Source organism: Amycolatopsis heterodermiae (assembly GCF_034929455.1).
GTDB classification, from domain to species: Bacteria; Actinomycetota; Actinomycetes; order Mycobacteriales; family Pseudonocardiaceae; genus Amycolatopsis; species Amycolatopsis heterodermiae.
Genome location: NZ_JAYFSI010000001.1, coordinates 1,737,610 through 1,750,052, shown reverse-complemented (window position 1 = coordinate 1,750,052; position 12,443 = coordinate 1,737,610). Strand labels below are relative to the sequence as shown.

At 70.1% G+C, this 12,443-nt stretch carries 14 protein-coding genes; 4 read left to right on the top strand and 10 right to left on the bottom strand.

The features are described from left to right. Positions 1 to 78 precede the first annotated feature (78 nt). Both VA596_RS08595 and VA596_RS08590 read left to right on the top strand, forming a co-directional pair. Positions 79 to 504 carry a PPOX class F420-dependent oxidoreductase gene (locus VA596_RS08595; protein ID WP_323324800.1) on the top strand — a complete coding sequence of 142 codons (426 nt, stop codon included), beginning with the start codon at positions 79 to 81 and terminating at the stop codon, positions 502 to 504. Positions 505 to 928: 424 nt separating this feature from the next. Next, positions 929 to 2,320: an FAD-binding oxidoreductase gene (locus tag VA596_RS08590; RefSeq protein ID WP_323324798.1), complete on the top strand. Its 1,392-nt coding sequence runs from the start codon at positions 929 to 931 to the stop codon at positions 2,318 to 2,320. On the opposite strand, the gene VA596_RS08585 is transcribed toward VA596_RS08590, so the two are convergent. From VA596_RS08585 to VA596_RS08570, 4 genes are all read right to left on the bottom strand, one after another. Continuing rightward, the gene (locus VA596_RS08585; RefSeq protein WP_323324796.1) at positions 2,317 to 3,021 is read right to left on the bottom strand and encodes a DedA family protein; all 705 of its coding nucleotides are present in this window, start codon (positions 3,019 to 3,021) and stop codon (positions 2,317 to 2,319) included. The two genes, VA596_RS08590 and VA596_RS08585, sit on opposite strands and share 4 nt — an antisense overlap. 45 nt (positions 3,022 to 3,066) lie before the next feature. Then, complete coding sequence (locus tag VA596_RS08580) at positions 3,067 to 3,453, bottom strand: hypothetical protein (RefSeq protein WP_323324794.1); 387 nt, start codon at positions 3,451 to 3,453, stop codon at positions 3,067 to 3,069. A 23-nt stretch (positions 3,454 to 3,476) separates the two neighbouring features. Next, positions 3,477 to 4,628, bottom strand: a complete 1,152-nt coding sequence (gene nagA, locus VA596_RS08575; RefSeq protein ID WP_323325729.1) for an N-acetylglucosamine-6-phosphate deacetylase — start codon at positions 4,626 to 4,628, stop codon at positions 3,477 to 3,479. Between the two features lie 91 nt (positions 4,629 to 4,719). Continuing rightward, the gene (locus VA596_RS08570) at positions 4,720 to 5,292 is read right to left on the bottom strand and encodes a SigE family RNA polymerase sigma factor (RefSeq protein WP_323325727.1); all 573 of its coding nucleotides are present in this window, start codon (positions 5,290 to 5,292) and stop codon (positions 4,720 to 4,722) included. A 189-nt stretch (positions 5,293 to 5,481) separates the two neighbouring features. Here VA596_RS08570 and VA596_RS08565 point away from each other — a divergent pair, with 189 nt between their 5' ends. Then, positions 5,482 to 5,766: a YciI family protein gene (locus VA596_RS08565; protein ID WP_323324792.1), complete on the top strand. Its 285-nt coding sequence runs from the start codon at positions 5,482 to 5,484 to the stop codon at positions 5,764 to 5,766. On the opposite strand, the gene VA596_RS08560 is transcribed toward VA596_RS08565, so the two are convergent. From VA596_RS08560 to VA596_RS08535, 6 genes are all read right to left on the bottom strand, one after another. Beyond that, positions 5,761 to 6,696 carry a PDR/VanB family oxidoreductase gene (locus VA596_RS08560; RefSeq protein WP_410171871.1) on the bottom strand — a complete coding sequence of 312 codons (936 nt, stop codon included), beginning with the start codon at positions 6,694 to 6,696 and terminating at the stop codon, positions 5,761 to 5,763. The two genes, VA596_RS08565 and VA596_RS08560, sit on opposite strands and share 6 nt — an antisense overlap. 50 nt (positions 6,697 to 6,746) lie before the next feature. Beyond that, a complete protein-coding gene (locus VA596_RS08555) occupies positions 6,747 to 7,598 on the bottom strand; it encodes a metal-dependent hydrolase (protein WP_323324788.1) in 852 nt (283 codons plus the stop codon). After that, positions 7,595 to 9,067, bottom strand: coding sequence for a flavin-containing monooxygenase (locus tag VA596_RS08550; RefSeq protein ID WP_323324786.1), 1,473 nt, complete (start codon positions 9,065 to 9,067; stop codon positions 7,595 to 7,597). Before VA596_RS08550 ends, VA596_RS08555 begins: the two co-directional genes overlap by 4 nt. 81 nt (positions 9,068 to 9,148) lie before the next feature. Beyond that, on the bottom strand, positions 9,149 to 9,622 hold the full coding sequence (locus tag VA596_RS08545) for a pyridoxamine 5'-phosphate oxidase family protein (protein ID WP_323324784.1): 474 nt from the start codon (positions 9,620 to 9,622) through the stop codon (positions 9,149 to 9,151). A gap of 9 nt (positions 9,623 to 9,631) precedes the next feature. Then, a complete protein-coding gene (locus tag VA596_RS08540) occupies positions 9,632 to 10,546 on the bottom strand; it encodes an SDR family oxidoreductase (RefSeq protein ID WP_323324782.1) in 915 nt (304 codons plus the stop codon). A gap of 81 nt (positions 10,547 to 10,627) precedes the next feature. Further along, a complete protein-coding gene (locus VA596_RS08535; RefSeq protein WP_323324780.1) occupies positions 10,628 to 11,536 on the bottom strand; it encodes an aldo/keto reductase in 909 nt (302 codons plus the stop codon). 72 nt (positions 11,537 to 11,608) lie between these two features. Here VA596_RS08535 and VA596_RS08530 point away from each other — a divergent pair, with 72 nt between their 5' ends. Further along, positions 11,609 to 12,430, top strand: a complete 822-nt coding sequence (locus tag VA596_RS08530; RefSeq protein WP_323324778.1) for an LLM class F420-dependent oxidoreductase — start codon at positions 11,609 to 11,611, stop codon at positions 12,428 to 12,430. Positions 12,431 to 12,443: the final 13 nt, after the last annotated feature.

Genomic DNA, 12,443 nt, shown 5'->3' with positions numbered 1-12,443 from the left:
ATTTTTGGGTGTCACCCGGCGGTGAGCGGCGTCCTCCGCGGTGCGGAACAAAGGGGACGGCGACGGGTTGGTAGGGGTATGACCGACGACACAGCGTTGAGGGACTTCATCACCTCGCACCGCCACGGCGTCCTCGCGACGATCCGCCGCGACGGCCGGCCGCAGCTGTCCACCATCACCCACCTCTACAACCCGGAGACGGACACGATCACCACGTCGATCACCGAGACCCGGGCCAAGACGAAGAACATGCGCCGCGACCCGCGCGTCACCTACCACGTGAGCAGCGAGGACGGCTGGAGCTACGTGGTCGCCGAGGCGCACGCGGAGCTGACCGCCCCGGCCGCCACCCCGGACGACGCGACGGTCGAGGGCCTGGTCGGCTATTACCGCCGGGCGGCGGGCGAGCACCCGAACTGGGACGAGTACCGCGAGGCGATGGTCACGGACCAGCGGGTGTTGCTGACGCTGCACCTGGACAAGGTCTTCGGCGTGATCCGCTGACGCCGAGGCCGGCGAATGTCGTGAAGGGCACCCTCGTGGCTTGTATGTCTTGAAGGTGCCCTTCACGGCATTACGCTGCAGGCCGCGGGGGCTGGGTGGCCGACGGGCGGGTTCGGCCTGTTGCGCGCTGCCTCGAAGTGGTCACGGCCGCGCGGGCTGGGCGACCGCCTGGCGGGGATCGCGGTCCCGCGTTGCGCGCCGTTCACGGCATTACGCTGCAGGTCGCGGGGCCGGGTGGCCGACGGGCGGGGTTCGGTCTGGTCCGCGCTGCCCTGACGTGGTCGCGGCCGCGCTGCTGGCGAGCTGCCGGGCGGGGTTCGTGGTCGCGGACCCGCACTGCGCGCCCTTCACGGCATTGCGCTGAACCGGGCAGATTCGAAAGAAGATTTCCGCAGTGCGGACTATCCGGGCTTACCATGAGGCTATGAGCGACGAAGCTTTGGTCACCCGGCTCCGCGACCTGCTCGGCAAGAGCGCCGTGCTCACCGATTCCGACGTCACGGCGTCGTACTCGCGCGACATGATGCCGCTCGCGCCCTCCGGGGTGCCGCTCGCCGTGGTGCTGCCCGAGAACACCGAGCAGGTGCAGGCCGTCGTGAAGGCCTGTGCCGCGGCGAAGGTGCCGATCGTGCCGCGTGGGGCCGGGAGTGGCCTCTCCGGTGCCGCGAACGCCATCGACGGCTGCGTGGTGCTCGCGCTGACCAAGCTCAACGAGATCGTCGAGATCGACCCGGGGAACCGGCTGGCCGTCGTCCAGCCGGGGGTCGTCAACCTGGACTTCCGCAACGCCGTCGAGAAGCACGGCCTCTTCTACCCGCCGGACCCGTCCAGCTACGACTGGTGCACCCTCGGCGGCAACCTCTCCACCAACGCCGGCGGCCTCTGCTGCGTGAAGTACGGCGTCACCACCGACTCCGTCCTCGGCCTCGAGGTCGTGCTGGCGGACGGCGAGATCCTCAGGACCGGGCGCCGGACCGTCAAGGGCGTCGCCGGGTACGACCTCGCGCGGCTGTTCGTCGGTAGCGAGGGCACGCTCGGGGTCATCACGCAGGCGACCGTCCAGCTCAAGCCGCTGCCGCAGGCGCCGGCGACGTTCGTCGCGGGCTTCACCACCGCCGAAGCCGCCGGTGAGGCCGTCGCGCGCGTCGTCCGCGAAGGGCTCGTGCCGTCGCTGCTGGAGATCATGGACGCGTCCTCGATCAAGGCGTCCGAGACCTACCTCAAGACGGACCTCGGCGCGGGTTCGGACTGCCAGGCCCTGCTGCTCGGCCAGTCCGACGCCGGCGGCGAGGTCGCCCGCCGCGAGCTCGCCAAGCTGGAGCAGATCTGCGTCGACTGCGGCGCGGACCTCGCCTACACCACCGAGGACCTCGAAGAGGGCCGGATGCTGCTGCAGGCCCGCCGGGTCGTGCTGACGGCGCTGGAGACCTACGGCCTCTGGCTCACCGACGACGTCTGCGTCCCGCGCACGCGCATCGCCGAGCTCATCCGCGGCTGCGAGAAGGTCAGCGAGGACGTCGGCCTGCGGATCGCCGTGGTCGGCCACGCCGGCGACGGCAACATGCACCCCACGATCGTCTACCAGCCCGACGACCCGGACGAGTTCGCCCGCGCCCAGCGCGCGTTCGACGAGATCCTCGAGATCGGGCTCTCGCTCGGCGGCACGGTGACCGGCGAACACGGCGTCGGCAAGATCAAGCGCGAGTGGCTGGAGCGCGAGATCGGCCCGATCGGCATGCGCGTGCACCGCCAGATCAAGCAGGCCCTCGACCCGGAGAACCTCTTCAACCCCGGCTCGATGTTCTCGCTGACCTAGTCCTTGATGCGCGGGATGCGCTGCGTGACCTCGGGGTCGGACGAGGTCAGCGCGGCCTTCTTCTCGCGCCGCGACTTGAGGTACTCGAACAGGATCGGGACCACCGAGACCAGCACGATCAGCACGAAGATCGCGTCGACGTTGTCCCGGATGAAGCCGATGTTGCCGAGCAGCGAGCCGAGGATCGTGATGCCCGCCGCCCAGAGGATGCCGCCGATGACCGTGTACGTGAAGTAACGCTTCGGGTCCATCCGGCCGATGCCGGCGATCCAGGTGATGAACGTGCGGACGAAGGGCACGAACCGGGCCAGCACGACGGCCTTGGGGCCGTGCTTCTCCAGGAATTCGTGCGTCTTGTCGATGTACTCGCGCTTGAAGAACCTCGAGTCCGGCCGGCTGAACAGCTTGGGCCCGACGAAGTAGCCGAGGTAGTACCCGACGACGTTGCCGAGCAGCGCCGCGACCGTGACCAGCACGCACACGAGCCACAGGGACGCGTCGAGGGTGCCGTTCGCGATGAACAGGCCGGCGGTGAACAGCAGGGAGTCACCGGGCAGCACCGGGAAGATGCTGCTCTCGATGAAGATGATCAGGCACAGCACCGCCAGGACCGGTGTCGTCAAGCCGCTCAGCAAGTGCTGCGGGTCCAGCCAGGACGGCAGCAGGGACATCGTGTTGACCGTGCTCTGCGCGAGAATCACCTCAAAAACGGTACAGGGTCACCCTGAGTGCCTGATAAGACCCGTTCAGACCAGCGTGAGCAGGCCCACTACGGACCCCGCGGCGAGGCCGAGCAGCACCGCGAGCATCAGGATCCAGTACGCCGGGAGCTGCGCGCCCGTCGTCGCCTGGCGGACCGTCTCCGGCTCGGGTTCCGGGCGCGGGGTGAACGTCGTGGGCGCGTTGGCTTCGTCCAGTGCGGCGCGTTCCCGCTCGAGCGAGTCCGCGCTCGCGCCGGAGAGCAGGCCGTAGGCCGAGGGCAGCTCGGCCTGGGTGGTGAGGGCGTCGGTCGGGCCCGAGCCGGTACCCGGCTCGGATTCCCGGGCCGGGGCGGGGGACGCCTGCGGGGCGAAGACGGCTTGCGCGCGAAGGGCGTCCGCCAGCAGCTGCTCGGGGTCCTTCGGCTCGCTCATCCCACCCGTCTCCTCGTTGCGATTTAGGTGCTCAAGGTAGCCGTACCCACTTCGGCGACCCATTCACCCCGGCGCAGCACCTTGGCCGGCCGCAGGTTCGCGTCGAGCACCACGACGTCGGCCACCTTGCCGGGGACCAGCGATCCCGTGCGGTCGGCGATGCCGAGCAGCTCGGCCGGCCGGCGGGACGTCGCGTGCACGGCGTCCAGGATCCCGAGTTTCGCACCGTTGACGAGGTTGCGGAAGGCGGTGTCCATCGTCAGGGTGCTGCCGGCCAGCGAACCGTTGTCGGCGAGCGTGGCGACGCCGTCGTGCACGTCGACCTCGAGGCGGCCCAGCGTGTAGCGGCCGTCGGCGGCGTCGGTGGCCGACATGGCGTCGGTGATGAGCACGGTCCGGTTGCGGCCCGCGTGCTTGGCGGCCAGCCGCACCACGGTCGGGTGCAGGTGCACCAGGTCGACGATCAGCTCGATCGTGATGCGCTCGTCGTCCAGGAGCGCGCCGACCGGGCCGGGCTCGCGGTGGTGCAGCGGGCGCATGCCGTTGAACAGGTGGGTCGCGACGCTCGCGCCGGCGTCGATCGCCGGCAGGAGCTGCTCCTCGACGCCGTCGGTGTGCCCGATCGCGGCGATGACGCCCGATTCGGCCAGCTGCCGGACGGCCTTCACGCCGCCGTACAGCTCCGGGGCGATCGTCACCATCCGGATCGCGCCCTGGCCGGCCCGCAGCAGCTTGTCGACCGTGCCGGTGTCCGGCTCGAGCAGCGTCTCCGGGTCGTGGGCCCCGCAGCGGGCCTTCGAGATGAACGGCCCCTCGAGGTGGATGCCCGCGATCTCGCCGTCCTGGACGATCTCACGCAGCGCGGCCACCTGCTCACGCAGGATGTCCACCGGATCGGAGACCAGGCTGGCGAGCATGGTCGTGGTGCCGTGACGGCGGTGCGCCCGCACCGCCGTCAAGAGCTCCTCCGGATCGAGGGAGGTGAACGAAGCACCTCCCCCGCCGTGGCAGTGGGTATCGACGAATCCAGGCACGACCAGTGCCCCGCCGACGTCCACGTGCTCGCCGGACGGCGGGGTCCCGGAACCCACGCCGGCGATCCGCCCGTCGGAGACGGCCAGCCAGCCGTCGTCGAGTACACGGTCCGGGGCGACGACCCGGCCGCCCATGATCACGAAATCTCCGGCGCCTCTCACGCACCCCAGCATATATTGGTCTGGACCAAGCATGGTGATACGACTCAGTGATCGGGATGGTCCACCCGGGTCACTGTGGCGTCTGCATGGCCTTCTGGAGAGCCTCGAGCGCCCGGCTGGCGGTCGACTTAACGGTACCCTTGGAGATGCCCGCGGCCTCAGAGATTTCGGCTTCGCTCAGCCCACCGTAGTAACGGAGCACCAGCACCTCACGCTGGCGGGGCGGCAGCTTGGACAGCGCGCTGACCACCGCCTGGTGCTCGCTGGAGAGCATCGCGAGGCTCTCCGCGGACCGCGCGTTGACGGCGTGGGGCGGCACGTACTCCCGCGCGGTCTTGCGGCGGCGCAGCACGCTGCGCGACCCGTTGACCACGGCGGTGCGCAGGTAACCGACCGCGGCCGCGGCGTCACGCAACCGCCCCCAGTTGCGGTGCAGGCCGGTGAAGGCCTCCTGGACCACGTCTTCCGCCGTCGCGGGCTCGTCGACCAGCAGAATCGCCAGCCGGACCAGCCGCATGCGGTGCTGGCGGTACAGGTCTTCGAGGTTCAGGGGCGCCGGCGTCTGCACCGGCGCCGGCCCGTCCATCACCCGCAGGTGGCCGAGGGTCGCCTCGACACTGCGTTCCGCATTGCCTTCGAGCATGAACCCCTGCCTGTCCTCGACCCCGGTTTGCACGGTGTGCCGCGTCAGCAGGTTCACGGTATTCACAGCGCTCACACAGGTACTGACGCACGCCTAGCCTATCGGGTTGGCCCCGCGTCGCCAGCGTTCGGATACTGGGACACAGAGTAGCGTCGGTCGCATCCCGCCCGTCCGAGCACGGAGATCCACATGGCCTGGTACCTCGTCGAAATCACCTACGTCCAGGAGAAGCTGCAGGAGGTGCGCCCGCGCCACCGCGACTTCCTGGCCAAGCTCGCCGAAGAGGGCCGGGTCGCGGTCGCCGGCCCGCTCGGCGACGGCACCGGCGGCGTCACGCTCTACCAGGCCGACGACGACGCGCACCTGAAAGAGACGCTCGACCAGGACCCGTACGCCCTGGAGGGGGTCGTCGCCGAGCGGACCGTCCGCGAGTTCAAGCCGGTCATCGGCGCCTGGCTGCCCGAGGGCTCATAACTCCAGCACCGCGGGGCCGCGGTCGACGCAGATCCGCATCGATCCGCCGTCGGCCGTCGGCACCGCGCAGGTCCCGCAGAAACCCTGGCGGCACGAATACGGCGTGTCGGGCAGCACTTCGCGGACGACGTCGAGGGCGGACCGGTCGCCCGGGACGTCCAGGACCCGTCCGGACCGGCGCAACGTCAGCCGGAACGGCTCGCCCGCCACGATCGGCGGCGGCGCGAACCGTTCGAAGTGCACCGCGCCCGAGGTCAGCGCGAGGTCGACCCGGACGCCGGTGATCATCGGCACCGGGCCGCAGCAGTACACCGAAGCGCCCTCCGGCAGGCCGTCGAGGAGTTCGGTGCCCGAGGCCGGGATGCCGTACTCGGTGTCCGGGCGGATCCAGGCGCGGTCATAGCCCGCCAGTTCATCGACGAACGGCATCGACGCGCGGCTGCGGCCGGTGTAGACCAGCCGCCAGTCCGCTCCGCTCGCGGCCACCTGGCGGACCATCGGCAGGATCGGCGTGATCCCGATACCGCCCGCGATGAACAGGAACGGCCCCTCGCCCACGAGCGGGAACGCCGTCCGCGGCCCGCGCACGGTGATCCGCGTACCCGGCGTCAGGGCGTGCACTTCGGCCGACGCGGCACCGATCTTCCGCACGGCAATGCGGTAATGGTCCTTTTCGGACGGATCGCCGCAGAGGGAGTACTGCCGCACCCGGCCGGACGGCAGGACGAGGTCGACGTGCGCCCCCGGCCGCCAGCTCGGCAGCGGCGCACCGTTCGCCAGGCGCAGGCTCACGACGCCTTCGGCTTCGGGGCGAACCGCTTCGACCGTCAACGGCAGGTCCCGGTCGACGGCCCGCACCGGCGGCCGTCGTTTCCCGCTGAACTCGGACAGCTTGCGGTAGACGCCGACAACGCCCACCAAAGTGGACATCAGGCGGTCGGTCCGGTCGCTGCCGTCCAGCCGGGTGGGCCGGCCGAGGGTCACCCCGCCGCCCGCGCGGCGGGCGAAGAAGCCAGGTAGGCCACGGCCTGGTCGGTGTTGCCCGTCTCGGTCGGGTGGTACGCCTTCCGGAAGTACGGCCGGATCTCGCGCAGCAGCTGGCGCCCGGTCGGCAGCAGGCCCTTCTTCGCCGCCCGCCGGTAACCCCGCAGGGACGCGCGTCCCGGGCGGGTCGGGTCGTTGCGCATCAGGTACCGCGTGCCGCGGGCGAACACCCAGGCCAGCACCGGCGTCACCGCGGCCATGCTGCGCACCCGGCGGGTGTAGCGGCCGTCGAGGTGCACGAACAGGTCGAACGCGACCGACCGGTGTTCGACTTCTTCCGCGCCGTGCCAGCGCAGCAGGTCGAGCATCACCGGGTCCGCGCCGGCCTCGGCGAGCGGCGCGTCGAGCACCCACTGGCCGAGGAACGCCGTGTAGTGCTCGATCGCGGCGACGATGCCCAGCCGTTCGACCAGCCACTCCTCGGCGGCCTGGCCCGTGAGGTCGCGGTCGCCGAGCAGCTTCCGGAACAACCACTCCATCTGCGCGGTGTACGGCCGCACGCGCACGCCCGCGGCCTCCAGGTGCGCGGCCGCGCCGTCGTGCGCCTCGGCGTGCACCGCTTCCTGGCCGATGAAGCCGAGCACGTCCTGCTTGAGCCGCTCGTCGCGGATCAGCGGCACGGCCTGCTTGAACACCTCGACGAACCAGCGCTCGCCCTCGGGCAGCGCGAGGTGCAGCACGTTGATGGTGTGCGTGGCCTGCGGCTCACCGGGGATCCAGTGCATCGGCAGGCTCGCCCAGTCGAAGTGGACGTCCCGGGCGTGCAGCACGAACTGTTCGTCGCTCATGACGAGCGCCCGGAAAGCTCGTAGTCGGCGGGGTCCACCTTCCGCGTCTCCAGCCAGTACCGCCAGGTGAAGCCGGGCCAGATGGTCCGGTTGACCCCCTTGGCGTCGAGGTACCAGCTCTTGCAGCCGCCCTGCGTCCAGACGCCCTTGACCAGCTTGTCCTGGATCTCGCGCTGGAACTCGTCCTGCACGCCCGGCCGGACGTCGACCGCGGCGGCGCCGCGCGAGTCGGCCAGCTTGATGGCGTCGACGACGTAGCGCGACTGCGACTCGATCATGAAGACGACGGAGTTGTGGCCCAGCGCGGTGTTCGGGCCGAGCAGGAAGAAGAGGTTCGGGAAGCCGGACACCGTGATGCCCTTGTGCGTCCGCATCCCTTCGGCGGCCCACTCCTTGGCCAGGTTGCGGCCGTCGACCCCGGTGATGTCCAGGTACTCCAGCGCGTCGGTGACCTTGAAGCCGGTGCCGTAGACGATCGCGTCGACCTCGTGCTCCACCCCGGCGGAGTCGACGATCGAATGCGCCTTGACCTCCTTGATCCCGGAGGTGTTCACGTCGACGTTCGGCCGGTCCAGCGCCGGGTAGTAGTCGTTGGAGATCAGGACGCGCTTGCAGCCCATCGTGTAGTCCGGGGTGACCTTCTTGCGCAGCGCGCGGTCCGTGATGCCCTTCGCGATGTTCCGCTTGGCGATCAGCTCGCCGGCCTTCATGACGCCCGGGTGGCCGTTGAAGCCGATGGCGCGGGCTTCGAGAAGCCAGTACAGCGCGTTGCGGTAGGCGCGCTGCGCGCCGGGGACGCGGCGGAACAGCGTCTGCGACCACTCCGGCATCGCGTGGTCGGGCTTGGGCATGATCCACGGCGGCGTCCGCTGGAAGAGCGTCAGCTCGGCGACGTCCGGGGCGATCTTCGGGACGAACTGGACCGCGCTGGCGCCGGTGCCGACGACGGCGACGCGCTTGCCGCGCAGGTCGTACTCGTGGTTCCACTGCGCGGAGTGCCACGTCTGGCCCTGGAAGTTCGCGATCCCGGGCAGCTCGGGGACCTGCGGGATGTGCAGGCCGCCGACGCCGGAGACGAGGAACTGCGCGGAGAACTCCCGGCCGTCCTTGGTCGTCGCCGTCCAGCGGCGCTCCCGCTCGTCCCAGTGCGCGCCGGTGAGCTCGACGCCGAAGCGGATCTTCTCGCGCAGCCGGTACTTGTCCGCGACCCCCTTGAGGTAGTCGAAGATCTCCGGCTGCGGCGAGAACGACCGCGACCAGTCCGGGTTCTGCTCGTACGAGAACGAGTACATGTGCGACTGGACGTCACACGCGCACCCGGGGTACGAGTTGTCGCGCCAGGTGCCACCCACCTCGCCGGCCTTCTCCAGGATCACGTAGTCCCGGATGCCGGCCTTTTCGAGCTGGATCGCCTGGCCGAGCCCGGAGAACCCGGTGCCCACGATCACGACCTTGAACCGCTCGGTCATCTGTCGGCCTCCGCTGCTTCGAGGAAACTGCGGAGATGACGTTACCTCAAGTAACAGTTACTTGGAAGTATTACCTACCGACTAGTACGTCCCGCCGAGCTTCGTGTGGTCCCAGCTGACGATCTTCGTCGGGCGGAAGACCAGCCCGATCCGCTTGGGGGCCTGACCTGCGATGAAGGTGCTCAGCTCGGACGGTACGGGGTCGCCCGGCTTGGCGCCCGCGTAACGCTGCATGAGCGTGATCCCCATCCGGGTGACTTCCTCGGTGTCCTCGACGAGCTGGACGTCGGCCTCGAGCGAGATGCCGCGGAGCTTCTCGTAGCTGTCGCCGTCCTCGATGAGCACGGTCGCCTCCGGCAGGCGGCGCAGGTTCTTCGCCTTCTGCGACGTGCCGTACGTCCAGGTCGCGACGCCGTCCTCGTGCGGGTAGTACCAGAGCGGCGCGAGGTGCGGGCGGCCGTTCGGGCCGACGCTGGCCACGTTGATGACCTTCTGCTCGGCGAAGTACGCGCGCACCTCGTCCTCGGTCATCCTGATCTGGTCGCGACGTGACATCCGCAGCTCCTACGACTTCGTCGTGGCCGCGCGGCCGCCGTGCCCGGTGACCGCGGACTCGAACGCGCCGCGCGCCTCGATGTCGGCGAGCGCGGCCTTGTCCGCCGAAGGTACCCGGCTGCGCGAGCCGATCTCGATGATCGGCGGCAGGAACGCGCGGATCAGCTTGAGCCCGCCGACCCAGCGCGGCACGTGGATCGTCCGGGCGCGCTTGAGGATCCCGGCTTCGAGGTCGTCGAGGGCGACGTCCAGCGGATAGGTCTTGCCGATCAGGCCGGGCATCGACGCGCGGAGCTTGCCGAACACCGGGTGCGCGTCGGCGCTCTCGACCAGGTCGGTCCGGATCCACGTCGGGTGCGCGACGCCGACCTTGACACCCAGGTGGGCGACCTCGGCGCGCAGGCTGTTGGAAAAGGCTTCGACGCCGGCCTTCGCGGCGGAGTAGTTCGCCATGCCCGGCGCGTGCGTGATCGCGGCCAGGCTGGAGATCGCCAGCAGGTAGCCCTTGCGCTGGATGACGTGCGGCAGCGTGACGCGGAACGTGCGCCAGACGCCGAGCAGGTCGACCTCGATGACCTTCTCGAACGCGGCCCGGTCGACCGAGCGGACGAAGCCCGCGGTCGCGATGCCGGCGTTGGCGATGACGATGTCGATCCCGCCGAAGTGCTCGACCACGCCCGCTGTCGCGGCTTCCAGTGCGTCCCAGCTGGTGACGTCGGCTTCCCAGGACTTCGCGTTGGCGCCGATCCGGTCGGCGACCTTCTGCTGCTCTTCGGCTTCGAGGCCGACGAGGGCGACCTTCGCGCCGCGCGCGGCGAGGCGTTCGGCCAGCCCGGCGCCGATGCCGCGGGCCGCGCCGGTGATCAGGACGACCTTGCCGTCGACCTTCTTGGTGCCGCTGAACAGCGAAAACGGGTTGGCCACGGTGCCCTCCTGGACGTCGCACGTCGCTTCTGGAGGGCACCGTACCTCACCTTACCCGCAGTAAGCTACCCGATAGTAGGTTCAGGTTTCGCTCAATGCGGTGACTTCGGCGCCGGTCAGCTCGAGCGTCACGGACGCGATCAGGTCCGTCAGCTGCTCGGGGGTCCGGGCGCTGGCGATCGGCGCGGCGACCGTCGGCTGCACGCGCAGCCAGGCCAGTGCCACCGTGGCGACCGAAACGCCGTGCGCCTGCGCGACCTCGTCGAGGACCGCGAGCACGCGCTCGCCGTTCGCGTCCAAATAGGACGATGCGCGGGCGGCGCGCGGGCTGTCGACCGTCTCGTCCTTCGAGCGGTACTTGCCGGTGAGGAACCCCTTGGCGAGCGCGAAGTACGGCAGCGTCGCGAGGCCTTCGCGCGCGACGAGCGGGGCGAGGTCGTGCTCGTAGTCGCGTTCGACCAGGTTGTAGTGCGGCTGCAGCACGGCGAACCGCGCGAGGCCGTTCTTGTCCGAAGTGGACAGTGCGTCGGCGAGCCGTTCGGCGCTGTAGTTGGACGCGCCGAGGTGGCGGACCTTGCCCGCGCGCACCAGCGCGTCGAACGCGGTGAGCGTCTCCTCGAGTGGCGTGTCCGGGTCGTCCCGGTGCGCGTAGTAGAGGTCGATGTGGTCGGTTTGCAGGCGGCGCAAGGAGTCTTCGGCCGCGGCCTGGATGTTCTTCGCGGACAGGCCCGGCCGGCCGTCCCACATGCCGACCTTGGTCGCGACGACGACGTCGTCCCGGTTGCCGCGCGCGGTCAGCCAGTTGCCGAGGATCTCCTCGGAGCGGCCGCCACCGCCGTAGAGGTCGGAAGTGTCCACGAAGTTGCCGCCGGCCGCGGTGTAGGCGTCCAGCACGGCGAAGGACTGCGGCTCGTCGGCCGTCCAGCCGAAGACGTTGCCGCCGAGGTTGAGCCCGTACACGTCGAGGTCGGTGTTGCCCAGCTTGGTCATGTCACCACGCTAGCTTTCCCACGAGCTGGGAGGGTGGGAGGAAAATCGGCATCCCACGCGTTGGAGTGTTCCATGGCAATCGAACTGGGCAAGCTCGGAATCTGGCGCTACCACGGAAACGTCGACGCGAAGTTCGCGGCCGACGCGGAAGCCCTCGGCTACGGCGCGATCTGGCTGGGCGGCTCGCCCGGCGGCGACCTCGCGTCCGTCGACGACCTGCTCGCCGCGACGGAGTCGCTGGTCATCGCGACCGGCATCGTGAACATCTGGCAGGACGAGCCGGCGTCGATCGCGAAGGCGTACGAGCGGATCGCCGGCAAGTACCCGGACCGCTTCCTGCTCGGCGTCGGCGCGGGCCACCGCGAGGCGACCAAGGAGTACAAGAAGCCGCTCGCGGCGCTGGTCGACTACCTCGACGGCCTCGACGCGGCGGGCGTCCCGGTCGAGGGCCGGGCCCTGGCGGCACTGGGCCCGAAGGTCGTGGCGCTGTCGGGCGAGCGCACGGCGGGCGCGCACCCGTACCTGACCACGCCGGAGCACACGCGCGACACCCGCGAGATCCTCGGCGCGGGCAAGCTGCTGGCCCCGGAGCACAAGGTCGTCGTGTCGACGGATGCCACCGAGGCGCGCGCGATCGGCCGGGCGACGGTCAAGTACTACCTCGGGCTGTCGAACTACGTCGCCAACCTGCGCAAACTCGGTTTCACCGACGAGGACCTCGAAGGCGAGGGCAGCGACCACCTGATCGACGCGCTCGCCCTGCACGGCGACGCGGCGACGGTGGCCCGCGGCCTGTCGGCCCACCTCGAGGCGGGTGCGGACCAGGTGATCGTCCAGGTCCTGAACGAGGACCCGTGGCCCGCCTACCGGGCGCTGGCTTCCGAGCTGCTGTGATCCTCGTCCGGCC